The organism is Streptomyces acidiscabies (assembly GCF_020010905.1).
Lineage (GTDB): Bacteria > Actinomycetota > Actinomycetes > Streptomycetales > Streptomycetaceae > Streptomyces > Streptomyces acidiscabies.
Genome location: NZ_JAGJBY010000001.1, coordinates 3,428,683 through 3,453,969 on the forward strand (window position 1 = coordinate 3,428,683; position 25,287 = coordinate 3,453,969).

General features: G+C 69.3%; 23 protein-coding genes. 20 read left to right on the top strand and 3 right to left on the bottom strand.

Annotated elements, in window-relative coordinates:
• The first annotated feature begins 641 nt into the window (after positions 1–641).
• The 3 genes from J8M50_RS15915 to J8M50_RS15925 all read left to right on the top strand — a co-directional run bounded on the left by J8M50_RS15915 (position 642) and on the right by J8M50_RS15925 (position 4,192).
• The gene (locus J8M50_RS15915) at positions 642–2,465 is read left to right on the top strand and encodes a site-2 protease family protein (RefSeq protein ID WP_010350323.1); all 1,824 of its coding nucleotides are present in this window, start codon (positions 642–644) and stop codon (positions 2,463–2,465) included.
• Positions 2,466–2,506: 41 nt separating this feature from the next.
• The gene (locus J8M50_RS15920) at positions 2,507–3,412 is read left to right on the top strand and encodes a tRNA (adenine-N1)-methyltransferase (RefSeq protein ID WP_010350322.1); all 906 of its coding nucleotides are present in this window, start codon (positions 2,507–2,509) and stop codon (positions 3,410–3,412) included.
• A 207-nt stretch (positions 3,413–3,619) separates the two neighbouring features.
• Positions 3,620–4,192 carry a hypothetical protein gene (locus J8M50_RS15925; protein ID WP_010350321.1) on the top strand — a complete coding sequence of 191 codons (573 nt, stop codon included), beginning with the start codon at positions 3,620–3,622 and terminating at the stop codon, positions 4,190–4,192.
• 37 nt (positions 4,193–4,229) lie between these two features.
• On the opposite strand, the gene J8M50_RS15930 is transcribed toward J8M50_RS15925, so the two are convergent.
• Positions 4,230–4,523, bottom strand: coding sequence for a ferredoxin (locus tag J8M50_RS15930; RefSeq protein WP_029183358.1), 294 nt, complete (start codon positions 4,521–4,523; stop codon positions 4,230–4,232).
• A gap of 252 nt (positions 4,524–4,775) precedes the next feature.
• Here J8M50_RS15930 and arc point away from each other — a divergent pair, with 252 nt between their 5' ends.
• The 6 genes from arc (at position 4,776) to prcA (ending at position 10,962) form a co-directional block, all read left to right on the top strand.
• Positions 4,776–6,542: a proteasome ATPase gene (gene arc / locus J8M50_RS15935; RefSeq protein WP_010350319.1), complete on the top strand. Its 1,767-nt coding sequence runs from the start codon at positions 4,776–4,778 to the stop codon at positions 6,540–6,542.
• A gap of 274 nt (positions 6,543–6,816) precedes the next feature.
• Positions 6,817–8,328: a depupylase/deamidase Dop gene (gene dop, locus J8M50_RS15940; protein WP_010350318.1), complete on the top strand. Its 1,512-nt coding sequence runs from the start codon at positions 6,817–6,819 to the stop codon at positions 8,326–8,328.
• A gap of 154 nt (positions 8,329–8,482) precedes the next feature.
• Complete coding sequence (locus tag J8M50_RS15945; protein WP_010350317.1) at positions 8,483–8,701, top strand: ubiquitin-like protein Pup; 219 nt, start codon at positions 8,483–8,485, stop codon at positions 8,699–8,701.
• Positions 8,702–8,913: 212 nt separating this feature from the next.
• Positions 8,914–9,333, top strand: coding sequence for an endonuclease VII domain-containing protein (locus J8M50_RS15950; protein WP_010350315.1), 420 nt, complete (start codon positions 8,914–8,916; stop codon positions 9,331–9,333).
• The gene (gene prcB, locus J8M50_RS15955) at positions 9,285–10,130 is read left to right on the top strand and encodes a proteasome subunit beta (RefSeq protein WP_010350313.1); all 846 of its coding nucleotides are present in this window, start codon (positions 9,285–9,287) and stop codon (positions 10,128–10,130) included. The genes J8M50_RS15950 and prcB overlap by 49 nt, the downstream gene beginning before the upstream one ends.
• A 61-nt stretch (positions 10,131–10,191) precedes the next feature.
• The gene (gene prcA / locus J8M50_RS15960; RefSeq protein WP_010350312.1) at positions 10,192–10,962 is read left to right on the top strand and encodes a proteasome subunit alpha; all 771 of its coding nucleotides are present in this window, start codon (positions 10,192–10,194) and stop codon (positions 10,960–10,962) included.
• 57 nt (positions 10,963–11,019) lie between these two features.
• Here the strand turns inward: prcA and J8M50_RS15965 are convergent, their stop codons facing one another.
• Complete coding sequence (locus tag J8M50_RS15965) at positions 11,020–12,033, bottom strand: LacI family DNA-binding transcriptional regulator (RefSeq protein WP_010350311.1); 1,014 nt, start codon at positions 12,031–12,033, stop codon at positions 11,020–11,022.
• Positions 12,034–12,126: 93 nt separating this feature from the next.
• Between J8M50_RS15965 and J8M50_RS15970 the strand changes: the two genes are divergently transcribed.
• The 11 genes from J8M50_RS15970 to J8M50_RS16020 all read left to right on the top strand — a co-directional run bounded on the left by J8M50_RS15970 (position 12,127) and on the right by J8M50_RS16020 (position 23,541).
• Positions 12,127–13,395 carry an MFS transporter gene (locus J8M50_RS15970; protein WP_010350310.1) on the top strand — a complete coding sequence of 423 codons (1,269 nt, stop codon included), beginning with the start codon at positions 12,127–12,129 and terminating at the stop codon, positions 13,393–13,395.
• A 9-nt stretch (positions 13,396–13,404) separates the two neighbouring features.
• Positions 13,405–14,766: a Pup--protein ligase gene (pafA, locus tag J8M50_RS15975; RefSeq protein WP_010350309.1), complete on the top strand. Its 1,362-nt coding sequence runs from the start codon at positions 13,405–13,407 to the stop codon at positions 14,764–14,766.
• A gap of 125 nt (positions 14,767–14,891) precedes the next feature.
• Positions 14,892–15,899 (top strand): FKBP-type peptidyl-prolyl cis-trans isomerase, encoded by a 1,008-nt coding sequence (locus J8M50_RS15980; protein WP_010350308.1) that lies wholly within the window; start codon positions 14,892–14,894, stop codon positions 15,897–15,899.
• An 80-nt stretch (positions 15,900–15,979) separates the two neighbouring features.
• Positions 15,980–16,351, top strand: coding sequence for an FKBP-type peptidyl-prolyl cis-trans isomerase (locus J8M50_RS15985; protein ID WP_010350307.1), 372 nt, complete (start codon positions 15,980–15,982; stop codon positions 16,349–16,351).
• Between the two features lie 130 nt (positions 16,352–16,481).
• Positions 16,482–17,435, top strand: coding sequence for a helix-turn-helix transcriptional regulator (locus J8M50_RS15990; protein WP_010350306.1), 954 nt, complete (start codon positions 16,482–16,484; stop codon positions 17,433–17,435).
• 14 nt (positions 17,436–17,449) lie between these two features.
• The gene (locus tag J8M50_RS15995; protein WP_029183355.1) at positions 17,450–18,442 is read left to right on the top strand and encodes a helix-turn-helix transcriptional regulator; all 993 of its coding nucleotides are present in this window, start codon (positions 17,450–17,452) and stop codon (positions 18,440–18,442) included.
• A gap of 131 nt (positions 18,443–18,573) precedes the next feature.
• Positions 18,574–18,846 carry a hypothetical protein gene (locus J8M50_RS16000; RefSeq protein ID WP_029183354.1) on the top strand — a complete coding sequence of 91 codons (273 nt, stop codon included), beginning with the start codon at positions 18,574–18,576 and terminating at the stop codon, positions 18,844–18,846.
• A 47-nt stretch (positions 18,847–18,893) separates the two neighbouring features.
• Positions 18,894–19,088 carry a hypothetical protein gene (locus tag J8M50_RS16005; RefSeq protein ID WP_010350303.1) on the top strand — a complete coding sequence of 65 codons (195 nt, stop codon included), beginning with the start codon at positions 18,894–18,896 and terminating at the stop codon, positions 19,086–19,088.
• Positions 19,089–19,346: 258 nt separating this feature from the next.
• On the top strand, positions 19,347–19,628 hold the full coding sequence (tatA, locus tag J8M50_RS16010; protein ID WP_010350302.1) for a Sec-independent protein translocase subunit TatA: 282 nt from the start codon (positions 19,347–19,349) through the stop codon (positions 19,626–19,628).
• A gap of 44 nt (positions 19,629–19,672) precedes the next feature.
• A complete protein-coding gene (gene tatC, locus J8M50_RS16015; RefSeq protein ID WP_010350301.1) occupies positions 19,673–20,617 on the top strand; it encodes a twin-arginine translocase subunit TatC in 945 nt (314 codons plus the stop codon).
• A gap of 119 nt (positions 20,618–20,736) precedes the next feature.
• The gene (locus J8M50_RS16020; RefSeq protein WP_010350300.1) at positions 20,737–23,541 is read left to right on the top strand and encodes a DEAD/DEAH box helicase; all 2,805 of its coding nucleotides are present in this window, start codon (positions 20,737–20,739) and stop codon (positions 23,539–23,541) included.
• An 80-nt stretch (positions 23,542–23,621) separates the two neighbouring features.
• Here the strand turns inward: J8M50_RS16020 and atzF are convergent, their stop codons facing one another.
• Entirely contained in the window at positions 23,622–25,283 is a 1,662-nt protein-coding gene (gene atzF, locus J8M50_RS16025; RefSeq protein ID WP_010350299.1) for an allophanate hydrolase, read from the bottom strand.
• Between the last annotated feature and the right edge of the window lie 4 nt (positions 25,284–25,287).

The window sequence follows — 25,287 nt, forward strand, 5'->3', positions numbered from 1 at the left end:
AGGGGGAAGGGGCAGAAGGAGAAGGGACAGCGGGAGAGTCACCGCCGACGGAAGTCTCGGCGGAGGAAGCCTCGTCAGCCGCAGCCCCGTCGGCGGAAGTCCCACCGTCGGAAGCCCCAGCAGCAGAAGTCCCGCCGACGGCAGCCAGAGAGACATACGCGGCAACCTCGCCCACGCCGCCGACGCGGGCCCCCTCATTGTCCGCCCCCTCGCCACCCACCCGCGCGACCAACGCCGCCACCGCATCGGCAGCACGCCCCGCAGCTCTGCCCGGGGGCGCCGGGGGAGCGACGGGGGCACCGTCGGAGACAGCCGCCTCGCCGGCGCCGTAAGCGGAAGCAGCACCGGACACCGCGACAGGCACCCCCGCCACCACAGGCCGCACACCCCCAGCCCTCAACCGCCCGACAACCGCACCACCACCGGAGGTCCCCGCCTCCGCCACACCCTCGCTGCTGCTCTCCATGCCCCAGACCCTACGACCCGCCACTGACAGTCACCCACATCCCGCCCGCGCGGTTCCCGACAGCCGGGCGAACACAGGGGGTGCCGGGGCGGAACGCGTCGCGACGGCCGCATACCATCGGTCACAGACCCTTCCGCCCGGCAGGAGCGGGAGACCTTTCGATCGAGGGGACACCGTGGTGGAAAGCGGCGGAAGCGGGCAGCCGCGGCCGGACAACGAACAGCCGACCGAGCACCCCTCCGACCCTGCACCCAAGGCGTCCAAGCCCCCCCACACCCCCGAACCCCCCACGAACGACTCCCCCGACGAAACGACCCGCCAGATCCGCCGGCCCGAACAGCAGGCCGAGCCGGAACACCCCGAAGAACCCCCGACCGGGAGCGACACCCCGGCCTCCGGCCCTCAGCCGTCCGACGAAACGACACGTCACCTGAGCCGCCCCGCCGAACCCGAAGCCCCCAGCACCCCGGCAGACTCCGGCGATGCGACCCGGCACCTCAGCCGCCCGGCGGAGCCCGAGCAAGCTGCCCCCAGCTCCCAGCCCTCCGACGAGCCGCAGTCCGATGACGCGACCCGCCAGATCCGCCTCCCCGCCGAGCCCAGCGCCGAGCCGACCGACGACACGACCCGGCAGCCCAGCCGCCCCGCCGATCCCGAGCGCCCGAGCGACACGGCCGCCCCGCAACTCGACGACGCCACCCGCCAGATCCGGCTCCCGGCCGCCGAGCCCTCCGCGAAGTCCCCGGCATCCACCCCCAGCCCGTACACCACCCCCGACACCCACCCCGACCGCACGCACGCGCACGGTCACGCCGGAGCCGGGAAGAAGGAAGCTGAGAAAGCGCGGGAACCCCGCAGCGGGATTCTCATGGGCCGGCCCTTCGGGGTGCCCGTGTACGTCGCGCCGAGCTGGTTCCTCGTCGCCGCGCTCATCACCTGGGTGTTCGGCGGACAACTGGACCGCGTGCTTCCGGAACTCGGCGCCACGCGCTACCTCGTCGCCCTGTTCTTCGCCGTCGCCTTCTACGCCTCCGTACTGGTCCACGAACTCGCCCACACGGTAGCCGCCCTCCGCTTCGAACTCCCCGTCCGCCGTATCCAGTTGCAGTTCTTCGGAGGCGTGTCGGAGATCGAGAAGGAAGCGGAGACACCGGGCCGGGAGTTCTGGCTCGCGTTCGTCGGCCCGCTGCTGTCCCTCGTCCTGTCCGGCCTGTTCTACCTGGCGATGCTCCTGGTGGAACCGGGCACGGTCCCCGGCGTCCTGCTCGCCGGCCTGATGATCTCCAACCTGATCGTGGCGATCTTCAACCTCCTCCCCGGCCTCCCCCTGGACGGTGGCCGGATGCTGCGCGCGGTCGTCTGGAAGATCACCGGCAAGCCGATGAACGGCACGATCGCCGCGGCCTGGGTCGGCCGGGCGCTCGCCGTCTCCGTCCTGATCGGCCTCCCCCTGCTCACCCAGTCCGGCGCACTCGGCACGACCGCCGAGGACAGCGTCGGCATGGACACGGTCACCGACGCCCTGCTCGCCGCGATCCTCGCCGCGATCATCTGGACCGGCGCAGGCAACAGCCTCCGCATGGCCCGCCTGCGCGAGCACCTGCCCGAACTGCGCGCCCGCAACCTCACCCGCCGCGCGGTCCCCGTCGAGACGGACACCCCCCTCTCGGAGGCCCTGCGCCGGGCGAACGCGGCAGGCGCCCGCGCACTGGTCGTCGTCGACGCCAACGGCGAACCCCTCTCCCTCGTCCGCGAAGCGGCCATCGTCGGCGTCCCCGAACACCGCCGCCCCTGGGTCGCCGTCAGCGGCCTCGCCCAGGACCTCACCGACGGCATGCGCGTCTCCGCGGAACTCGCCGGCGAGGACCTCCTCGACGTCCTGCGCGCCACCCCCGCCACCGAGTACCTCGTCGTCGAGGACACCGGCGAGATCTACGGCGTCCTGTCCGCCGCCGACGTCGAACGGGCCTTCGTGAAGGCCATGGCCCGCCCCAGCTGAGCGTGGTCGGCGGCCCCCCGAAACGCCGGTAGGCTGTTCACATGTCCGAACCGACCGGTGCCGCCCGCAGGCGCGGGCCCTTCAAGGTCGGGGACCAGGTTCAGCTGACCGACCCCAAGGGCCGCCACTACACGTTCACGCTCGAAGCCGGGAAGAACTTCCACACCCACAAGGGTTCCTTCCCGCACGACGAACTGATCGGCGCACCCGAGGGCAGCGTTGTCCGCACCACCGGGAACGTCGCCTACCTCGCGCTGCGCCCCCTGCTCCCCGACTACGTCCTGTCCATGCCCCGCGGGGCAGCCGTCGTCTACCCGAAGGACGCGGGACAGATCCTCGCCTTCGCCGACATCTTCCCCGGCGCCCGCGTCGTCGAGGCCGGCGTCGGCTCCGGCTCGCTCAGCAGCTTCCTGCTGCGCGCCGTCGGCGACCAGGGCATGCTGCACAGCTACGAGCGCCGCGAGGACTTCGCGGAGATCGCGCAGCAGAACGTCGAGCGCTACTTCGGGGGCCCGCACCCCGCCTGGCAGCTCACCGTCGGTGACCTCCAGGACAACCTGTCCGACCCCGACGTCGACCGCGTCATCCTCGACATGCTCGCCCCCTGGGAGTGCCTGGAGGCCGTCTCCAAGGCGCTCGTCCCCGGCGGCATCCTCTGCTGCTACGTCGCGACCACCACCCAGCTCGCCCGGACCGTCGAGTCCATCCGCGAGATCGGCTCCTTCAACGAGCCCACCGCCTGGGAGTCGATGATCCGCAACTGGCACATCGAGGGCCTCGCCGTCCGCCCGGACCACCGCATGATCGGCCACACCGGCTTCCTCCTCACCGCCCGCCGCCTCGCCGACGGCGTCGAGCCGCCGATGCGCCGCCGCCGCCCCGCCAAGGGCGCTTACGGCGAGGACTACTCCGGCCCCAACGCCGACGCAGGTGCCGGGGACCGCTGACACCCCGTACAACGACCGCATGCCGCGGCCGAGTTCCCCCACAGCACCACGGAACCCGGCCGCGGCATCGTCGTACCGGCATCTTGTACGACCTTCACACCCCGCCGTTCCATCACCCCTCCCCGTGTGGCAGCATGCTGGGCACCCCCACCCCCCCGCACTGCCTCCCGCCCCCTTTCGGCACAGCCCCACAGGAGACGCGCTCTCGTGCAGCACCCCGTCGTCCCGGAACTGGCCCACACGCACACCCGACCGATCCACTGGGTCGCGACCGCCACCGCCCTCGCCGGAGTCGTCGCCCTCTCCTCGGTGATCCAGCCGGGCCCCGCGACCGCCGCACAGCCCACGACGAAGGCGGACGACAGACCGGCCGCCGTCGCCCCCTCCGTACTCGGCGTGACGTTCCCGCTGGACTGCGGCCCCGTGAAGGCGCTGGTCGTGAAACAGGCCGCCGGAGACCTCGACGGAGACGGACGGCCGGAAACCGTCGCCGTCGTCCACTGCGACGCCCCCATGGGCACCCCGCCCGACAGCGTGTACGTCCTCACCCGGGGCCCGAAGGACAGCGCCCCGCGCGTCGTCGCCACCCTCGTCACCGCCAAGGACCGCAGCACGGTCACCGCCGTCACGGTCACCGACGGCGCCGTACGCGCCAGCATCCTCGGCTACTCCACGCCGGACGTGCCCCGTTGCTGCCCCGACGTCAAGAGCGACGCCCAGTGGCGGTGGAAGGACGACAGGTTCATCCGTACGACGCCGGCAGGCGCGCACAGCGTCTGAAACAAGCCACGTTTCCGGACCCGGGGTGACCGGACCGTCACTCCGCGTCCGGGCCGTACACCTCTACGCTGTCCGAAACGCGCCGTACATGAATGCACTCGCCCGGACACTCCCGCGCCGAATCCACCACATCCGCCAGCAGCGGCAACGGAACCGGAACCACCGCACCCGGATGCTGCAACAGCTCGTCCCCGGGCCCCCGCACATACGCCAGCCCGTCGATGTCGAGCTCGAACACCTCCGGCGCGTACTGCGCACAGATACCGTCCCCGGTGCAGAGATCCTGGTCGATCCAGACCTCCAGCGCACCCGCCTCCACGACCACGTCCACCACTCCCGAGACTCCCGCCGTTTAACACCGAGCCCCACGGGAACCATGCAGGCTCTGACCGCCGTTGAACACTTCGACCCTACCCGGACCCGCTTCCCAATCATGTTCGGTGGGTATTCCCCTGGCGTGAGGGAGAGCGCAAGGGTGAAGATCGGACACACCCCGACCGTCTTTGTGATCTAGGGGTTTCAACCGACACCCACCCAGGTAGGGTCTGGAAGCGTCCAGCTCCCCATGGAGGAGGTGAGGACCGTGGCAGCCCACGACGACGACATGAACCGCGGCATCCGCCCGGGACGAGGGTCCGACGACCCGTCCGGGCAGATTGCCTACCTTGAGCAGGAGATCGCCGTCCTGCGCCGCAAGCTCGCCGACTCTCCGCGGCACACGAGGATTCTCGAAGAGCGGATCGTCGAGCTACAGACCAACCTGGCCGGCGTGTCCGCCCAGAACGAACGACTCGCCAACACGCTCCGCGAGGCCCGCGACCAGATCGTCGCCCTCAAGGAGGAGGTCGACCGGCTCGCACAACCCCCGGCCGGCTTCGGAGTCTTCCTGACCGCCAACGAGGACGGCACCGCCGACATCTTCACCGGAGGCCGCAAACTCCGCGTGAACGTCAGCCCGAGCGTCGACCTCGACGACCTCAGGCGCGGCCAGGAAGTGATGCTCAACGAAGCACTCAACGTGGTCGAGGCCATGGAGTACGAGAGCGTCGGCGACATCGTCACCCTCAAGGAGATCCTGGAGGACGGCGAACGCGCCCTCGTCCAGGGCCACACCGACGAGGAAAGGGTGGTCCGGCTCGCCGAACCACTCCTCGACGTCACCATCCGGCCCGGCGACGCCCTCCTCCTCGAACCCCGCTCCGGCTACGTCTACGAGATCGTGCCCAAGAGCGAGGTCGAGGAACTCGTCCTCGAAGAAGTCCCCGACATCGGCTACGAGCAGATCGGCGGCCTCGGCGGACAGATCGAGGCCATCCGCGACGCCGTCGAACTCCCCTACCTCTACCCGGACCTGTTCAAGGAGCACGAACTGCGCCCGCCCAAGGGCGTCCTGCTCTACGGACCCCCCGGCTGCGGAAAGACGCTCATCGCCAAGGCCGTCGCCAACTCGCTGGCCAAGAAGGTCGCCGAAGTCACCGGCCAGGCCCAGGGCAAGAGCTTCTTCCTCAACATCAAGGGCCCCGAGCTCCTCAACAAGTACGTCGGCGAGACCGAACGCCAGATCCGCCTCGTCTTCCAGCGCGCCCGCGAGAAGGCCTCCGAGGGCACCCCCGTCATCGTCTTCTTCGACGAGATGGAATCCCTCTTCCGCACCCGCGGCTCCGGCGTCAGCTCCGACGTCGAGAACACCATCGTCCCCCAGCTCCTCGCCGAGATCGACGGCGTCGAGGGCCTCCAGAACGTCGTCGTCATCGGCGCCTCCAACCGCGAGGACATGATCGACCCGGCCATCCTGCGCCCCGGCCGCCTCGACGTGAAGATCAAGATCGAACGTCCCGACGCGGAAGCCGCCAAGGACATCTTCGGCAAATACCTCACCGAACGCCTCCCGCTCCACCCCGACGACGTCGGCGAGCACGGCGACAGCAAGACGGTCACCGTCGACAGCATGATCCAGACCGCCGTCGAGCACATGTACGCCGAATCCGAGGAAAACCGCTTCCTCGAAGTCACCTACGCCAACGGAGACAAAGAAGTCCTCTACTTCAAGGACTTCAACTCCGGCGCCATGATCGAGAACATCGTCGGCCGCGCCAAGAAAATGGCGATCAAGGACTTCCTGGACCAGAAGCAGAAGGGCATCCGCGTCTCCCACCTCCTCCAGGCCTGCGTGGACGAGTTCAAGGAGAACGAGGACCTCCCCAACACCACCAACCCGGACGACTGGGCCCGCATCTCCGGAAAGAAGGGCGAGCGGATCGTCTACATCCGCACCCTCATCACCGGAAAGCAAGGCGCGGACACCGGCCGCTCCATCGACACGGTGGCGAACACCGGACAGTACCTGTAAGAAGACAGGGCGGCTGCGGGTGCCCCCGAGGCACTCGCAGCCGCCCCGTTTTACTCCCCGGACAAACGCAGCATCGACCGGGCACAACCGAAAAACCGGCCACAAGCCGGACCCAGGCAATGACGCAAATGATCTCCCCGACGGCGCGCAGGCGTTCTAGGCTCTTTCGTACCGCCGAGTCGCACAGTGCGGGGACGGGCACCGCACACGCACCGCAGCACCAGCGGTACTTGAGCGCCGCCCACGAAGGGCGCCGCCGGGCAAGGAGGGCCGCATGACCGTACGGCGAGTAATGGGCATCGAGACGGAGTACGGCATCTCCGTCCCCGGCCACCCCAACGCCAATGCCATGCTCACCTCGTCCCAGATCGTCAACGCCTACGCAGCGGCGATGCACCGGGCCCGCCGGGCCCGCTGGGACTTCGAGGAGGAGAACCCCCTGCGCGACGCCAGGGGATTCGACCTCGCCCGCGAGGCCGCCGACTCCAGCCAGCTCACCGACGAGGACATCGGCCTCGCCAACGTCATCCTCACCAACGGCGCCCGCCTCTACGTCGACCACGCCCACCCCGAGTACAGCTCGCCCGAAGTCACCAACCCCCGCGACGCCGTCCTGTGGGACAAGGCCGGCGAACGCATCATGGCCGAAGCCGCCGAGCGAGCCGCCCAACTCCCCGGCGCCCAGCCCATCCACCTCTACAAGAACAACACCGACAACAAGGGCGCCTCCTACGGCACGCACGAGAACTACCTCATGAAGCGCGAAACCGCCTTCAGCGACATCGTGCGCCACCTCACGCCCTTCTTCGTCTCCCGCCAGGTCTTCACCGGCGCCGGACGCGTCGGCATCGGCCAGGACGGCCACGAACACGGCTTCCAGATCAGCCAGCGCGCCGACTACTTCGAGGTCGAGGTCGGCCTGGAGACCACCCTCAAACGGCCCATCATCAACACCCGCGACGAACCCCACGCCGACGCGGAGAAATACCGCCGCCTGCACGTCATCATCGGCGACGCGAACCTCTCCGAGATCTCCACCTACCTCAAACTCGGCACCACCGCGCTCGTGCTCTCGATGATCGAGGACGGCTTCATCGCCGTCGACCTCGCCGTCGACCAGCCCGTCCGCACCCTCCACCAGGTCTCCCACGACCCCAGCCTCCAGCGCCTCGTCACCCTCCGCAGCGGACGCACGCTCACCGCCGTACAACTCCAGATGGAGTACTACGAGCTGTCCCGCAAGTACGTCGAGGAACGCTACGGCGCCGACGCCGACGAGCAGACCAAGGACGTCCTCGCGCGCTGGGAGGACACCCTCACGCGGCTGGAGAGCGACCCCATGAGCCTCGCCGGGGAGCTCGACTGGGTCGCCAAGAAGGAGCTCATGGAGGGCTACCGGCGCCGTGACGACCTCGACTGGGACGCCGCGCGGCTGCACCTCGTCGACCTCCAGTACGCCGACGTACGCGCCGAGAAGGGGCTCTACAACCGGCTCGTCGCGCGGGGGCGGATCAAGCGGCTGCTGGACGAGGGGGACGTCGAGCGGGCCATGTCCGAGCCGCCGGAGGACACCCGGGCGTACTTCCGGGGGCGGTGCCTCGACCAGTACGCCGACGACGTCGCCGCCGCGTCCTGGGACTCCGTCATCTTCGACCTTCCCGGGCGCGACAGCCTCCAGCGCGTCCCAACCCTGGAACCGCTACGCGGAACGCGAAATCACGTCAAGGAGCTTCTGGACCGCTGCCGGACCGCGGAAGACCTGGTCAGGGTCCTCTCCGGCGGCTGAACACATGATCCCCGGACACGGGTGGAAACCCCCTCCGCCGGGAATCATCGAGGTGGCCCTCGTGCGTTGTACCAACCACGGGGCCGATGTCGGACCCGGACTATAGGGTCTGATCATCACCGACATGTCGGGCGAATCGAGCGGGGTGAGGGTTATGGCGACCAAGGACACCGGCGGCGGCCAGCAGAAGGCGACCCGGACGAACGAAGAGGTCGAGGAGCAGGCAGAGGAGACGTCGGGCTCGGAGGACCTGAAGGAACGCCACGAGAAGCTGAGCGACGACGTCGACTCGGTTCTTGACGAAATTGACGATGTCCTCGAGGAGAACGCGGAGGACTTCGTGCGCGGATTCGTTCAGAAGGGTGGGGAGTGATTTCGCCTTTTAATCGAAGGTGAAGGCGGGGGATCTTCTTGGATGGATGTGGAGAGGTGAAGCGTTGCTCGCGGTGCAAGGAGGACAAGCCGCGAGCGGCCTTCGCCAGCAACAGGGCGGCTCGGGACGGCCTCCAGGCGTACTGCCGGGAGTGTTGGTCGACGTATCACCAGGCTAGGCAACTTGCCAAGGGGAAGAACGTCAGGCCGAAGGTGAAGACGCCTCCGGGGCACAAATACTGTCGCGCCTGCGGTGAGATCAAACCGCACGCGCAATGGGACAGGAACCGGACCGCTTCCGACGGCCTCTCGACCCGCTGCAAGGCGTGCCGGGCGATCGAAGGGCGGCAAGGGCATCTCAAGCGCAGCTACGGCATCACCGAAGCCCAGCGCGACGAGATGATTGCCGGGCAGAAGGGGCTCTGTGTCATCTGCCTGAAAGCCCCCGCCGTTCATGTGGATCACTGCCATGAGACGGGTAGGGTCCGTGGCGTACTGTGCTTCAACTGCAATTCGGCCATCGGCAAGTTGGGGGACGACCCCGATGCGGTTCGTCGGGCGGCCTCCTACCTGGAAGGAATCTCGTGGAAGCCAACACTCGTAGCACCGGGCGTCTACCAGCTGCCTTCCTGACGCCCGGGTCCTCGTCGTTCATGGACTTCCTGTCGGTGCATCAGCCGCAACTGCTGCCGGGCAACCGGCAGTTGCCGCCGATGCAGGGCGTGGTGGAGGCCCCGCACGGGACGACGATCGTCGCGGTGACGTTCCAGGGTGGCGTGATCCTCGCGGGCGACCGCAGGGCGACGATGGGCAACATGATCGCCCAGCGGGACATCGAGAAGGTGTTCCCGGCGGACGAGTACTCGGCGGTCGGGATCGCCGGCACGGCGGGCCTCGCGGTGGAGATGGTGAAGCTGTTCCAGCTGGAGCTGGAGCACTTCGAGAAGGTGGAGGGCGCGCAGCTCTCCCTGGAGGGCAAGGCGAACCGCCTGTCGACGATGATCAGGTCGAACCTGGGCATGGCGATGCAGGGCCTGGCCGTGGTCCCGCTGTTCGCCGGTTACGACATGAACCGCGCGAAGGGCCGGATCTTCAGCTACGACGTGACGGGCGGCCGTTCGGAGGAGCAGAACTTCGCGGCGGTCGGCTCGGGTTCGATCTTCGCGCGGGGCGCGATGAAGAAGCTGTTCCACAGTGGTCTGACGGAGTCCGAGGCGACGACCTTGGTGGTGCAGGCGCTGTACGACGCGGCGGACGACGACTCGGCGACGGGCGGCCCGGATGTCGCGCGCCGGATCTATCCGATCGTCACGGTGATCACCGACGAGGGTTTCCGCAGGCTGACGGATGATCAGTCGGCCGAGATCGCGCGTTCGGTGCTGGAGAGGCGGCTGGAGCAGCCGGACGGCCCGCGGGCCGCGCTGCTGTAGCGGCGGATCTCGTTTCTTGTCAGGTGATCGAGTGACTTCCACAGAAAAGGACGGGTAACCGGTGTCGACGCCGTTCTATGTCTCCCCTCAGCAGGCGATGGCGGATCGCGCGGAGTATGCCCGTAAGGGCATCGCGCGGGGCCGGAGCCTGGTCGTGCTGCAGTATGCCGATGGCATCGTGTTCGTCGGTGAGAATCCGTCGCGCGCGCTGCACAAGTTCAGCGAGATCTACGACCGCATCGGGTTCGCCGCGGCGGGCAAGTACAACGAGTACGAGAACCTCAGGATCGGCGGTGTGCGCTACGCGGATCTGCGGGGTTACACCTACGACCGTGACGATGTGACCGCGCGGGGCCTGGCGAACGTGTACGCGCAGACGTTGGGGACGATCTTCTCGTCGTCGGCGGAGAAGCCGTACGAGGTGGAGCTGGTGGTCGCGGAGGTCGGTGAGACGGTCGAGGGTGACCAGATCTACCGGTTGCCGCACGACGGTTCGATCGTAGACGAGCACGGTTCGGTCGCGGTGGGCGGCAATGCGGAGCTGATCAGCAATTATCTGGACCAGCGTCACCGGGACGGGATGAGCCTGGCGGAGGCGTTGAAGCTGGCGGTGCAGGCGTTGTCGCGGGAGGCGAACGGGACGCAGCGGGAGATTCCCGCGGAGCGTCTTGAGGTGGCGGTCCTGGACCGTACGCGCCCGCAGCAGCGGAAGTTCAAGCGGATCGTGGGCCCGCAGCTGTCGCGCCTGCTGGAGGCGGAGGGCCCGGCGACGGAGGCGGAGAGCGCGGAGGAGGCCGAGGGCTCCGCGGGTTCCGAGGAGTCCGGCGAGTAGCCCGTTTCTTTCCCTGTACGTGCCCCGGCCGGGTCCTCCGGCTGGGGCACGGGGCTTTCACGCAGTCGCGGGGGCGGCGGTGGAGCCGCGTACGACGAGCTGGACCGGGATGTCGTCCTGGTCGGGTGTGCGGCCGTCGAGGACGGCGAGGAGGGCGTGCATGCCGCGTTCGCCGAAGAGTTCGGCGTCGAGGCGGACGGTGGTGAGTTCGGGGTCGATGGCGGTGGCGAGGGCGAGGTCGTCGAGGCCGGTGACGGAGATGTCGTCGGGGATGCGCAGTCCGAGGCGGCGCAGGGCTTTGTAGGCGCCGGCGGCGAGTTTGTCGTCGTCGCAGACGACGGCGGTGGGCCGGGGGCCGTCCTGGAGGGCCCGGGTGACGGCGTGCCGGGCGTCCTCGATGGTGATGGGGGAGGGCGCGGTGCGCAGGGTGGTGCCGGGTACGGCGTGGAGGCGGTCGGCGAGGGCGCGGGCGCGGACGTGGAAGGTCCAGGAGGGTACGTCGGCGGCGAGGTGGAGGTAGTGGCGGTGGCCGAGGCTGAGGAGGTGGTCGGCGACCTGGCGGGTGCCGTCGGCGATGTCGAGGTTGACGGTGGCGGCGCCGAGGCTGCCGTGGGGGTCGCTGTCGAGCATGACGAGGGGGAGCTGGTCGCCGCGGATGGCGGTGAGGGCGTCGGCGGCCATGGAGGAGGCGATGACGCCGTCGAGGGCGGAGGAGGCGCTGGCGAAGGGGTCGCGGGCGGGTCCTACGCCTTCGGGGGAGGGGTAGAGGACGACGCCGAAGCCGTGGTCGGCGGCGACGCGGGCGGCTCCGGTGTAGACGCCGGCGAAGAACTCGGTGGTGAGGGCGGGGACGACGAGCAGGACGGTGCGGGTGTGGCCGAGGCGGAGGTTGCGGGCGGCGAGGTTGGGGCGGTAGCCGAGGTCGCGGGCGGCCTGCCGGACGCGTTCGGCGGTGGTTTCGGCGACTCGGCCGCGCCATTTGTCGCCGAGGACGAGGGAGACGGCGGCCTGGGAGACTCCGGCGGCTGCGGCGACGTCGCGGCTGGTGGGTCGGGTGCTGCTGCGTGCCACCGTGAGCCTGCCTCCTGTCTGGACCGTTCGTCTTGCCTCATGGTACGTATGACCCTGGACGTTATACGTAACACTTGAGCGGTGGGAGGCGCGATGGCCGGGGGTCTGGCGGGTTACGGGGAGGTCGTGCGGGCGCGGTACGCGGCGCGGCTGCTGGTGGGCACCCTGGTGGGCCGGCTGCCGTGCGCGACGGCGGCGATCACGATCGTGCTGTTCACGCGCGCGCAGGGCGGCACGTACAGCCTGGCCGGGGTGCTGGCGGCGGTGTACGGCGTGGCGAACGCGGTGGGCCAGCCGGTGCTGGGCCGGCTGGTGGACCTGCACGGCCAGCCGCGCGTGCAGCTGCCGGCGGCGCTGGGCTCGGCCCTGGGCATGGCGGTGTTCGCCTGGACGGGCCTGGAGCCCCTCTGGCTGGCCTGCGCGGCGGTGGTGGCCGCCGGCCTCCTGACGCCGCCGCTGGAGGGCGGCCTGCGGGCGCTGTGGCCGTCGGTGCTGAAGCGCGAGGACCAGGTGCACACGGCGTACGCGATGGACGCGGTGGCGCAGGAGCTGATGTTCACGGTGGGCCCGCTGCTGGTGACGCTGTGCGTGGCGCTGTGGTCGGAGCAGGCGGCGCTGCTGCTGATCAACGCGGTGGGCGTGCTGGGGGCGCTGTCGGTGGTGGTGTCGCCGCCCTCGCGCGCGTGGCGGTCGGCTCCGCGCGAGGCGCACTGGCTGGGCGCGCTGCGCTCGCGTCCGCTGCTGGCGCTGCTGGGGGCGTGTGTGTTCATCGGGGTGGCGCTGGGTTCGATCACGGTGGCGTCGGTGCCGTACGCGGACGCGCACGGCGGGGACGCGGTGTACGGCTGGCTGCTGGCGGCGCTGGGACTCGGTGCGCTGGCCGGGGGGACGGTGTACGGGGCGCGGTCGTGGCCGGGGTCGGCGCAGCGGCGTCTTGAGGTGATCGTGGCGCTGCTGGCGGTGTGTTATCTGCCGTTGATGCTGCGGCCGGGCGCGGTGGCGATGGTGGCGCTGACGGCGCTGGCGGGGGTGTTCCTGGCGCCGGCGATCGCGTGTTCGTTCGTGCTGGTGGACCGGTACGCGCCGCGCGGGACGGTGACGGAGGCGTTCTCGTGGCTGGTGACGATGGTCGGGGTGGGGCAGGCGCTGGGGACGGGGGTGACGGGCCCGGTGGTGGAGGCGGGCGGCACGCTGTGGGGGTTCGTGGTGCCGGGTGTCGCGGGCTTTGCCGCGCTGCTGGTTTTGCTGGCGACGAGAGGGGTAATGGCGGTACCCGATGTTCGCGCGGTGACGGTGGTGTCGTCGGAAAATGATCTGAACCGTGCTGCCGAACCCCGTTTCAGTTCGGGGGATCGGGCGTAATGTTCAGTCATGGACCGCCGCATTTTCGGGCTGGAGAACGAGTACGGCGTCACGTGCACGTTCAGGGGACAGCGGCGTCTGTCTCCTGACGAGGTGGCGCGGTACCTCTTCCGCCGTGTCGTGTCATGGGGCCGCAGCAGCAATGTGTTTCTGCGGAACGGAGCCCGCCTCTATCTGGATGTGGGTTCGCACCCCGAATACGCGACACCCGAATGTGACAACGTGACCGAACTGGTGACTCACGACAAGGCCGGCGAGCGCATTCTCGAAGGGCTTCTGGTGGACGCGGAACGGCGCCTGCACGAGGAAGGAATCGCGGGCGACGTCTACCTCTTCAAGAACAACACGGACTCGGCCGGTAACTCCTACGGCTGTCACGAGAACTATCTGGTCGCGAGGCACGGGGAGTTCTCCCGCCTCGCGGACATCCTGATCCCGTTCCTGGTGACGCGTCAGCTGCTGTGCGGGGCGGGCAAGGTGCTCCAGACCCCGCGCGGTGCGGTGTACTGCGTGAGCCAGCGGGCTGAGCACATCTGGGAGGGCGTCTCCTCGGCGACGACGCGTTCCCGGCCGATCATCAACACGCGCGACGAGCCGCACGCGGACGCGGAGCGCTACCGGCGTCTGCATGTGATCGTGGGCGACTCGAACATGTCGGAGACGACGATGCTGCTGAAGGTCGGCGCGACCGACCTGGTGCTGCGGATGATCGAGGCGGGCACGGTGATGCGGGACCTGACGCTGGAGAACCCGATCCGGGCGATCCGCGAGGTCAGTCACGACATCACGGGCCGGCGCAAGGTGCGCCTGGCGAGCGGACGCGAGGCGTCGGCGCTCGAAGTGCAGCGCGAGTACTACGAGAAGGCCGTCGACTTCTGCGAGCGGCGCGGTATCCGCACGGGGACGGTCGAGCAGGTCCTCGAACTGTGGGGCCGGACACTGGACTCGATCGAGTCGGAGGACCTCGACCGGATCGGCACCGAGATCGACTGGGTGATGAAGTACCAGCTGATCGAGCGGTACCGGGCCAAGCACAACATGACGATGTCGCATCCGCGGGTGGCGCAGATCGACCTCGCCTACCACGACATCCACCGTCGCCGGGGTCTGTACTACCTGCTGGAGCGCAAGGGGCAGGCGGCGCGGATCTGTGACGACCTGAAGATCTTCCAGGGCAAGTCGGTGCCGCCGCAGACCACGCGGGCCCGGTTGCGCGGTGACTTCATCCGGCGGGCGCAGGAGCAGCGCCGGGACTTCACGGTGGACTGGGTGCATCTGAAGCTGAACGACCAGGCGCAGCGGACGGTGCTGTGCAAGGACCCGTTCCGTTCGGTCGACGACCGGGTGGAGAAGCTGATCGCCGGGATGTGACACACGTTCCGGTGACAGGCCGGAACGCAACACGGGCGCCGTACGTTTCCAGTGCGGCGCCCTTTGCACGCCGTAGAGTTGCGCGCACGCCATCCAGTTGATCGATCGATTACGAGGCTTTCACCGTGCGCCGACGCTCCCTCATTCTCGCCGCCGTCCCCGTGGGACTGGTCACGCTCGCCGGCTGTGGCGACGACAAGTCCGATTCGAGCAAGGCGAGCGACAGTGCGTCGCAGTCGGCGTCCGAGTCGTCGTCGGGTGCTCCGGCGCCGAAGGTCGTGGACGGTCCGCTGCCGGCCGTGACGGCGGGTCAGAAGTTCGGCGAGAAGCCGGTCGTGGCGAAGGGCAGCGGCTCTCCGTCGGACCAGCTCGCGGTGAAGACGCTGATCGCGGGCAGCGGGCAGACGATCGCGGAGAAGGACTTCGTCTGGGCGAACTACCTGGGCCAGATCTGGGACACGGCGAAGGTCTTCGACAACTCCTACGACCGCAAGACCCCGTTGTTCATCCAGCTCGCGCAGGGCAGCATCATCGACGGCTGGCGGTACGCGCTCGCGGGCAAGAAGACCGGCAGCCGGGTCGAGTTCTCGGTCCCGCCGACCTGGGGGTACGGCTCGCAGGGCCAGTCGCAGGCGGGCATCAAGGGCACGGACACGCTGGTGTTCGTGGTGGACGTGCTGGACACGTTCAACGCGAAGTCCTCCGCGAAGGGCAAGGACGTCGCGCAGGGTGACGCGGCGCTGCCGAAGGTCGGGACGAACACGGACGGCAAGGCGCCGTCGGTGGAGATCCCGAAGTCGGCCGCGCCGAAGGGCCTGGTGTCGAACTACGTCATCGAGGGCGACGGCGCCGTGGTGAAGGCGGACAGCACGCTGGCCGTCCAGTACAAGGGCGTCGTGTGGGAGACCGGCAAGGAGTTCGACTCGTCGTACCAGCGCAGCGCGCCGACGTCGTTCTCGTTGCAGCAGGTCGTCAAGGGGTGGGCGCAGGGGCTGACCGGCAAGAAGGTCGGCAGCCGCGTCGTCATCGTCGTACCGCCGGCGCTGGGCTACGGCGACAACCCGCCGAGCGGGAGCGGGATCGAGAAGACGTCGACGATGGTGTTCACGGTGGACATCCTGGCTGCCTCCTGACACCGCCTGGCTTCTTCGGGACCCGGCTCGGGGTGTAAGACTGTGCGGGTTGCCTTTTTGTGAACGACCAGGAGTTTGACGTGAGCATCGAGAAGCCCGAGATCGACTTTCCCGAGGGTCAGCCGCCGGCGGACCTGGAGATCAAGGACATCTGGGAGGGCGACGGCGAGGTCGCGCAGGCCGGTCAGACCGTGACCGTGCACTACGTGGGCGTCACCTTCGCCACCGGCGAGGAGTTCGACGCGAGCTGGAACCGGGGCTCGGCCTTCAAGTTCCCGCTGGGCGCAGGCCGCGTCATCAAGGGCTGGGACCAGGGTGTGCAGGGCATGAAGGTCGGCGGCCGTCGCCGGCTGACGATCCCGCCGCACCTCGGGTACGGGGACCAGTCCCCGACCCCGGCGATCCCGGCCGGTTCCACCCTGATCTTCGTGGTGGACCTGATCGCGGTCTGAGCAGCGTACGACCGCCGCTGACCGAGTGGGGCCCATGCCTGTAGGGGCGTGGGCCCTCGGCTTTTGCCGGGGCGGCGCGGGGCGGTACGGTCATCCGTCGGAAGCACCTTAGGAAAGGCGTAGGGCGTCGATGGCCATTGCCAAGGCAGAGCGGCTCATGAACCTGGCGCTGTGTCTGCTGGGGACGCGCAGGCCGCTCAGCAAGCGGGAGTTGCGGGAGTCCATCGAGGCGTATCTCGAAGCGAGTGCGGATGACGCCTTCAACCGGATGTTCGAGCGCGACAAGGACGATCTGCGCGAACTCGGCCTGGTCATCGAGACGGTGGAGAACCTGGACGGCGAGGTCGGCTACCTCGCCCGCCGCGACAGCAACCGGCTCCCGCCGATCACGCTGGACGCGGAGGAGGCCGCCGCGCTGGGCGTCGCCGCGAAGGTGTGGCAGCAGGCGAGGCTGGCCGGAGCCGCCTCGGGCGCCTTGCAGAAGCTGCGCGCCGCAGGTCTTCCCGAGGACGTCGACCCGTACGAGGCGCACGGCGCGCTGGAGCCCCATATCCCCGTGCACGAGGCGTCGTTCGAGCCGCTGATGCTGGCGTGCCGGGACCGTCGGCCGGTCGTCTTCGACTACCGGAAGGCGACCGCCGCGCGACCCGAGCCCCGCCATGTGGAGCCGTGGGCGCTGGAGTGCTGGCGCGGGCACTGGTATCTCGCCGGGTTCGACCGGGACCGGAGCGCGGAGCGGGTGTTCCGGCTGTCGCGGATCACCGGGCGGGTGCGGTCGAAGGGGACCGGGTACATCATGCCGGTGCCGGACGTCGTCACCGTGCGGGAGACCGTGGCGGGCTGGGCCGGGGAGGGCGCCGACCGCAGTGCGCTGATCCGGCTGCGGACCGGCTCCGGGTACCCCCTTCGGGCGAAAGCCACCGTGGTCCGGGAACTCGGGGACGGGTGGGACGAGTTGGAGATTCCGTACGGGCACGGTCTGGACGCCTGGCTGGTGGAGTTCGGGCCGGACGTGGTGGTCGTCGAGCCCGCCGAGCTGCGGGCGGACGTCGTCGACCGGCTGCGGGCCGTGGCCAAGGGCTGAGGGGGACGGAGAGCATGGCGGGAAAGCCGGTACGGCCGGTGAACGCGATCGACCAGACGCGGCGGATGCTGTCGCTGGTGACGTATCTGAAGGAGCGGCCCGGCGCGCGCGTCGAGGACGTGGCGCGGGCGTTCGGGATCAGCGAGGAGGAGCTGGTCGCCGACCTGGATGTGCTGCCGATGTGCGGGACCAGCTTCCGGGGCGGGGACCTTCTCGACATCGACACCGACGGCGAGCACATCTGGTGGCACAACCCGGACGACGTCGCCGAGCCCCTGCGGCTGGCCGCCGACGAGGCGACGGCGCTGCTGGTCGCCGCGCGTGCGGTCGCCACGCTGCCGGGGCTGCGCGAGGGCGGCCGGCAGGCGCTGCTGCGGGCCACCGCGAAGGTCGAGGCGGCGGCCGGTGAGGCGGCCGTCTCCAGTGCGCGTCTGTCGGTGACCTTCGAGTCCGAGGGCGGTGTCTTCGCCGACGTCGACCGGGCGATCGCCGAGCGGCGCCGGCTGTGGATCCGCTACTACTCGCCCGCGCGCGACGAGGTCACCGAGCGGGAGATCGACCCGATCCGGCTGGTCAGTGTCGGGCACACGTACGTCGAGGCGTGGTGCCGACGGTCCGAGGCGCGGCGGACGTTCCGGCTCGACCGGGTCGCCGAGATCAAGATCCTCGACGAGCCGTCGGTGCCGCCGGAGGTGGAGCTGCGGGATCTGTCGCTGGGGCTCGTGCAGCCTGCCGCGGAGGATCCGGAGGTCGTCGTGGAGGTGGGTCCCGGCGGTCGCTGGGTCGCCGAGTACTACCCGCACGACAGTGCCGACGAGCTGCCGGACGGGGGGCTGCGGATCACCCTGCGCACTCCCGACCCGGCGTCCTTGCGGCGGCTCGCGCTCAGGCTGGGGGCCGATGGGCGGATCGTCGCGCCGCAGGATCTCGCGGACAGTGCCCGGCGGGCGGCGCGGGAGGCGCTGGCCGCGTACGACCAGGTCGAGACGGGGGGAGCGGGCGGGTGAGCGAGACGCTTGAGGGGCGGGGGGTGCCGGTCGATCCGTGGGCGTCGGTGAGGCGGGGGGCCGAGGCGGACCGCGGCGCGGCGGTCGGGCAGAGGGGCGAGGCGGACCGGGATGTCGCGGTCGACGGGGAGATGACGGTCGCCACGGCCTTCGCGGGTATGAAGGACGTGGGAATCGAGACCGTCATGCCGGTCGTGTTCACCGCCGGGTGCCCCGAGTGCCGGGAGAAGTTCGAGCTGGGGGCCGAGGCGTTCATGCTGGCGATCGGGGGGAGCAGCCGGACGACGTTCTACTCCTTCACGTGCCCGCAGTGCGGGGAGGCGGTGCGCAAGCCGGCGGGGGAGCGGATCGTGGGGCTGCTGATGGGGGCCGGGGTGCGGACGCTGCGGTTGCAGGGGTCGTAGGGGTCGGGCCTGTCAGCGGGCTTCCCGTGGAGCGCTACGCTCGGGGCATGTTCTGGGCGATGGTCGCGGTTGCTGTGGGATTTCTCGGGCTGGTCGTGCTGGGGGTGCTCGCGGTGCGGGTGTTCGTGGCGGCGCGGCGGCTCGGGGCGCAGGTGGCGGTGTCCGCGGAGCGGATCGGGCGGGCCGCGGAGGAGCTGGAGCGGGCGGCGGTGAGCACCGCGCGGGCCGCCGACTCGCTGTGAGTGCGGCTGTGACGGTTCTGTGAGTCGGGCGGCGGATGCGATTTGGGCGACTTCTCCCTCCCGCGCCGACCGGTACGGCGGGTACGCTGCTGATCGCGGACCGGAGAACGAGGCCCGATTCGCGGAACAGGGAGTACGCACGGGGATTGCCTGACGTTCACCCTTGAGCGTTACGATCGCTGACAGCACGGTGGTCGGACGGATGTCCGACCGGCCAGGTATTCGGACCATGTCGCCTCGGTGAAGAAGGTAAAAGCTATGGGTAGGCTCGGCCCCACCGAGATCATTTTGATCCTCGTCGTCATCGTCCTGCTGTTCGGTGCGAAGAAGCTTCCGGACATGGCCCGCTCGCTCGGCAAGTCCGCGCGGATCCTCAAGAGCGAGGCCAAGGCGATGAAGGAGGAGAGCGGCAGCAGCGCCGCCGCTCCGTCCGCCCCACCCACCCCCGGCGACCAGGCTCAGCGCACCATCCAGGCGGCCCCCGGCGACGTGACCAGCTCCCGCCCGGTCACCGAGCCGACGGACTCCACCAAGCGCTGACGCAGGGCCGGTGACCTCCGGCCCGTACAAGATGGGAACGTGGGTTGCTCAAGTCTGCCCGCAAGAAGGAGAAGGATCCCGAGGGGCGGATGCCCCTCGTGGAACACCTTCGTGAGCTGCGCAACCGCCTGGGCAAGGCCGTGCTGGCCATCATCCTGTGCGCGATTGTCGGGGCCGTCTATTACCAGGACATCATCAACGTCCTGACGGAGCCGATCCGGCACCAGGTGGGCTGCACGGCCGACTTCACCGAGCTGGCGAAGCGCAAGGACGGCGCCTGCGGCAACATCACGATGTCGGGCCTGATGGGCCCGTTCACGCTGATGATCAAGGTGTCGTTGACGGCCGGCGTGGTCCTCGCCAGCCCGATCTGGCTCTACCAGCTGTGGGCGTTCATCGCTCCCGGTCTGCACAAGCACGAGCGGAAGTATGCGTACGCGTTCGTCGGCGCCGGCGCTCCGCTCTTCATGGCGGGCGGCTGGTTCTCGTACCACGTGCTGCCCGCAGCGGCCGAGGTGATGCTCGGCCTCACCCCCGACGGGACGATCAACCTCCTGCCGCTCGACGAGCTGCTCGACCTGGTCACCCGCATGGTGATCGTCTTCGGTCTCTCCTTCGAGCTGCCGCTGCTGCTGGTCCTGCTCAACCTCACCGGCATCGTCACCGGCAAGCGGATGCTCAGCTGGTGGCGCGGCATGGTCATGGGCGTCACGGTCTTCGCGGCCTTCGCGACGCCGACCGTCGACCCGGTCTCGATGCTGTCGCTCGCGGCTCCCATCGTCGCCCTGTACTTCGCCGCGACCGGTTTCTCGCTGCTCAACGACCGCCGCAAGCGCCGCCGCGAGGAAATGGGCCCCGGCGACGACGAGGCGTCCGAACTGGACCTGACTCCCTCGGACATCGGCGAGGTCGAGTCGGTACCGTCCGCCCGCGCGCTGCCGGGCCAGTCGAGCACGGAACGGGTCAACGGGTACGACGACGTGACCTGACCCCCCTTCGATCGCAGGACGCGGCCGGACGCCCACAAGGCGCCCGGCCGTCTCCGTTTGTCCAGGATCCGGATAATGATCGTCCCGTTGTCAGTGGCGGCCGGTACGCTCGAAGCACGATGACAGAGGACCTCTCCCCGGCTGAGCGGTATGCGGCGGCGCGCAGGCGTGCTGTCGAGCAGGCGACCGCGCTGGCCGGGTTCCGCGAGATGTATGAGTTCGGGCTCGATGCTTTCCAGATCGAGGCCTGTCGGGCGCTTGAGGCGGGGAAGGGGGTGCTGGTTGCCGCTCCTACGGGGTCGGGCAAGACGATCGTCGGCGAGTTCGCCGTCCATCTGGCCCTCGGGCAGGGGAAGAAGTGTTTCTACACGACCCCCATCAAGGCGCTCTCCAACCAGAAGTACGCCGATCTGTGCCGCCGCTACGGCGCGGACAAGGTCGGGCTGCTGACGGGCGACAACAGCGTCAACTCCGATGCGCCGGTGGTCGTGATGACGACCGAGGTGCTGCGGAACATGCTGTACGCGGGCTCGCAGACGCTGCTGGGCCTCGGGTACGTGGTGATGGACGAGGTGCACTACCTCTCCGACCGGTTCCGGGGCGCCGTGTGGGAAGAGGTGATCATCCACCTCCCCGAGTCGGTGACACTCGTCTCGCTGTCCGCGACCGTGTCCAACGCGGAGGAGTTCGGCGACTGGCTGGACACCGTCCGCGGGGACACCGAGGTCATCGTCTCCGAGCACCGTCCCGTGCCCCTGTTCCAGCACGTGCTGGCGGGCCGCCGGATGTACGACCTGTTCGAGGAGGGCGAGGGCAGCAAGAAGGCCGTCAACCCCGACCTCGCCCGGCTCGCGCGCATGGAGGCGTCCAAGCCGTCGTACCAGGACCGCAAACGCGGCCGGATGCGGGAGGCCGACCGGGAGCGGGAACGCCGTTCGCGCTCGCGCGTGTGGACGCCGGGGCGCCCCGAGGTCATCGAGCGGCTCGACGCCGAGGGCCTGCTCCCCGCGATCACCTTCATCTTCAGCCGCGCCGCCTGCGAGGCCGCCGTGCAGCAGTGTCTGTACGCCGGCCTCAGGCTCAACGACGACGAGTCGAGGGCCGAGGTGCGGGCGCTCGTCGAGGAGCGTACGGCCGCCATCCCCCGCGAGGATCTGCACGTCCTCGGCTACTTCGAGTGGCTGGAGGGGCTGGAGCGGGGCATCGCCGCGCACCACGCCGGGATGCTGCCGACCTTCAAGGAGGTCGTCGAGGAACTGTTCGTGCGCGGGCTCGTCAAGGCCGTCTTCGCCACGGAGACGCTGGCGCTCGGCATCAACATGCCCGCCAGGTCCGTCGTCCTCGAAAAACTCGTCAAGTGGAACGGCGAGCAGCACGCGGACATCACGCCGGGGGAGTACACGCAGCTCACCGGGCGGGCCGGGCGGCGGGGCATCGATGTCGAGGGGCACGCGGTCGTGCTGTGGCAGCGGGCCATGAGCCCCGAGCACCTCGCGGGGCTCGCGGGCACGCGGACGTACCCGCTGCGGTCGAGTTTCCGGCCGTCGTACAACATGGCCGTCAACCTCGTCGAGCAGTTCGGGCGGCACCGGTCGCGGGAGCTGCTGGAGACGTCGTTCGCGCAGTTCCAGGCCGACCGGTCGGTCGTCGGGATCTCCCGGCAGGTCCAGCGCAACGAGGAGGGGCTCGACGGCTACAAGGAGTCGATGACCTGCCATCTCGGGGACTTCGAGGAGTACGCGCGGCTGCGCCGCGAACTCAAGGACCGCGAGACCGAGTTGGCGCGGCAGGGGGTGGCTCAGCGGCGTGCCGAGTCCGCGGTCTCGCTGGAGCGGCTCAAGCCTGGTGACGTCATTCATGTGCCCACCGGCAAGTACGCCGGGCTCGCGCTCGTTCTCGATCCGGGGCTGCCTGCGGGGCGGGCCAACGGGCATCGGGGGTTCGAGCATCATGACGGGCCCCGGCCTTTGGTGTTGACCGCCGAGCGGCAGGTCAAGCGGCTTGCCTCCATCGATTTCCCGGTGCCGGTCGAGGCGCTCGATCGGATGCGGATTCCCAAGACCTTCAATCCGCGCTCGCCTCAGTCGCGGCGGGATCTCGCGTCCGCTCTGCGGACCAAGGCCGGGCATATTCCGCCCGAGCGGGCCCGTAAGCAGCGGGCCCAGGCCGCCGACGATCGGGAGATCGCCCGGCTGCGGGCGGAGTTGCGGGCGCATCCCTGTCATGGGTGCTCCGAGCGCGAGGATCATGCGCGGTGGGCCGAGCGGTATCACCGGTTGCTGCGGGACACGTCTCAGTTGGAGCGGCGGATCGAGGGGCGGACCAATACGATCGCCCGGACCTTCGATCGGATCGTCGCGCTGCTGACCGAGCTGGATTATCTGCGCGGGGACGAAGTCACCGAGCATGGGCGGCGGTTGGCCCGGTTGTACGGTGAACTCGATCTGCTCGCCAGTGAATGTCTGCGGGCCGGGGTCTGGGAAGGGTTGTCGCCCGCCGAACTCGCCGCGTGCGTTTCCGCGTTGGTGTACGAGGCTCGTGTCGGTGATGACGCGATGGCTCCCAAGGTGCCGTCCGGGGCGGCGAAGGCCGCGCTGGGGGAGACGGTGCGGATCTGGGGGCGGTTGGATGCGCTTGAGGAAGAGTTCAAGATCAGTCAGACGGAGGGGGTCGGGCAGCGGGAGCCGGATCTTGGGTTTGCCTGGGCTGTGTTCATGTGGGCTTCCGGGAGTGGGTTGGATGAGGTGCTTCGGGAGGCGGAGATGCCTGCGGGGGATTTTGTGCGGTGGTGTAAGCAGGTGATTGATGTGTTGGGGCAGGTTGCTGCTGCGGCGCCTTCTGAGGGGTCTACTGTGCCTAAGGCTGCGCGGAAGGCTGTTGAGGGGGTGTTGCGGGGGGTTGTCGCCTATTCGTCGGTGGGGTGAGGTTGGGGGGCGGGTGCGGGTTGACTGTGGCTGGTCGCGCCCGCGCGGCGGTAGCCGCACATTGATACAGCCCCGCGCCCCTAAAAGACCGATGCCTCGCGCCTGTTGATAGGGGGCGCGCCAGTTTCCAGGTAGGCGCGCCAACCTCCGTGCGTTGTGATGTCCTCTGCGTTCTTCAGTGCGCTGGGTTCGCAGAGGAAACCCGTGACCTGGGTGCCGTCTGTCAGCTCTACCTTGCCCAGTGTCATCGGGCGGGGGAGGGCTGACAGGAAGTGGCCCAGGCCCTCCGGAGGGATGTTCCAGATCTCTGTTTCTATCTGGGCTCCCCCTTCACCTACGTGCACCAGGCCCGGCTTTGGTGGGGTCGTGTTCAGGGCGTACAGGTGGTAGGTCGGGGCTGTTGTTGTGGTGCGGTTCAGGGTTGCGCCCAGTGACAGGAGTTGGGGGTTCAAGGGTTGGCCCGTCAAGTGGGCGCCTACTACCGCCAGTTGGACGTTCCTCGTCAGCAGCTCCGCGATTCTGGGTAGGCGTTCGTCCGTGTGGGTCGGGGCTATCAGCATTACGCCGAAGGGGAGGTTGTTCACCTTGCCTGCGGGGATTGCTGCTGCTGCCAGGTCGAAGAGGTTGGTGGAGTTGGTGAAGCGGCCCAGGCGGGCGTTGGTGGTGAAGGGGTTTGCCGCTACTTCCGCCAGGGTGGGGTGTGTTGGGGTGGTGGGGAGCAATAGGGCGTCCGCGTCTGCCAGTTCCTTTAGGGCCTGGGCGCGTAGTGTTGCCAACTTTGCCTGGTCCGCGAAGAGTTGGTGGGCCGGGATGTTCCGGGCCTTGGTGATGATCGTGGCTACCGTGGGGTCCAGGTCGGGGGTGGCTTTTTCTATGAACTCGCCTACCGCTGTGTAGCGTTCGGCGACGAAGGCGCCCTCGTAGAGCATCGCCGCCGCTTCCGTGAACGGGGTGAGGTCGAGGGTGCGGATCTCGGCGCCTGCGGACCGGAGTTGGTGGACTGCCGCGTCGTAGGCCTCTTGCCAGCCTTCGTCCAAGGGGCCCAGGTCGTCGGGGGTGGCTATCGCTATGCGCCACGGGCCCGGGGCTCGGGGTGGGGTGGGGCTGGGGGTGGTCATCATGTGGGACAGGGCCTGTTCGGCTTCTCGCAGGGTGCGGGCGAAGACCGTCACGCAGTCCAGGGAGGCGCAGGCCGGGACCACGCCGTCCGTCGGGACCAGGCCCTTCGTCGGTTTGAGGCCGACTATGCCGTTGAAGGCCGCCGGGACCCGGCCGGAGCCCGCCGTGTCCGTGCCCAGGGACAGGTCCGCGATGCCCAGGGCCACCGCGACCGCCGAGCCCGAGCTGGAGCCGCCGCTGATGCGGGACGGGTCGTGGGCATTGCGTACGGCGCCGTGCGGGGAGCGGGTGCCGACCAGGCCTGTGGCGAACTGGTCGAGGTTCGTGGCGCCGAGGACGAGGGCGCCGGCGGCGCGGAGGCGGGCGACCACGGGGGCGTCGGCCGGGGGGTCGTATGCGTACGAGGGGCAGGCGGCCGTTGTCGGGATGCCGGCCACGTCGATGTTGCCCTTGACGGCGAGGAGTTGGCCGGCGAGGGGGAGGTGCTCGCCGGACGCGAGGCGGGTCTCCAGGGCTTGGGCCTCCGCCTCCACCTCCGCCTGGGGGCGCAAGGTGATCCAGATCTCCGGGCGGTCCACGGCGTGGATGCGGGCGTAGGCGGCGCGGACTCGGGTGATGAGCATGGGG

Bases quoted from the DNA above. Each gene is read 5' to 3' on its own strand.
- J8M50_RS15920 (WP_010350322.1), top strand. From the start codon at position 2,507: ATGTCCGAACCGACCGGTGCCGCCCGCAGGCGCGGGCCCTTCAAGGTC.
- dop (WP_010350318.1), top strand. From the start codon at position 6,817: ATGACCGTACGGCGAGTAATGGGCATCGAGACGGAGTACGGCATCTCC.
- J8M50_RS15945 (WP_010350317.1), top strand. From the start codon at position 8,483: ATGGCGACCAAGGACACCGGCGGCGGCCAGCAGAAGGCGACCCGGACG.
- J8M50_RS15970 (WP_010350310.1), top strand. From the start codon at position 12,127: ATGGCCGGGGGTCTGGCGGGTTACGGGGAGGTCGTGCGGGCGCGGTAC.
- pafA (WP_010350309.1), top strand. From the start codon at position 13,405: ATGGACCGCCGCATTTTCGGGCTGGAGAACGAGTACGGCGTCACGTGC.
- J8M50_RS15990 (WP_010350306.1), top strand. From the start codon at position 16,482: ATGGCCATTGCCAAGGCAGAGCGGCTCATGAACCTGGCGCTGTGTCTG.
- J8M50_RS15995 (WP_029183355.1), top strand. From the start codon at position 17,450: ATGGCGGGAAAGCCGGTACGGCCGGTGAACGCGATCGACCAGACGCGG.
- J8M50_RS16000 (WP_029183354.1), top strand. From the start codon at position 18,574: ATGACGGTCGCCACGGCCTTCGCGGGTATGAAGGACGTGGGAATCGAG.
- J8M50_RS16005 (WP_010350303.1), top strand. From the start codon at position 18,894: ATGTTCTGGGCGATGGTCGCGGTTGCTGTGGGATTTCTCGGGCTGGTC.
- tatA (WP_010350302.1), top strand. From the start codon at position 19,347: ATGGGTAGGCTCGGCCCCACCGAGATCATTTTGATCCTCGTCGTCATC.
- J8M50_RS16020 (WP_010350300.1), top strand. From the start codon at position 20,737: ATGACAGAGGACCTCTCCCCGGCTGAGCGGTATGCGGCGGCGCGCAGG.
- atzF (WP_010350299.1), bottom strand. From the start codon at position 25,283: ATGCTCATCACCCGAGTCCGCGCCGCCTACGCCCGCATCCACGCCGTG.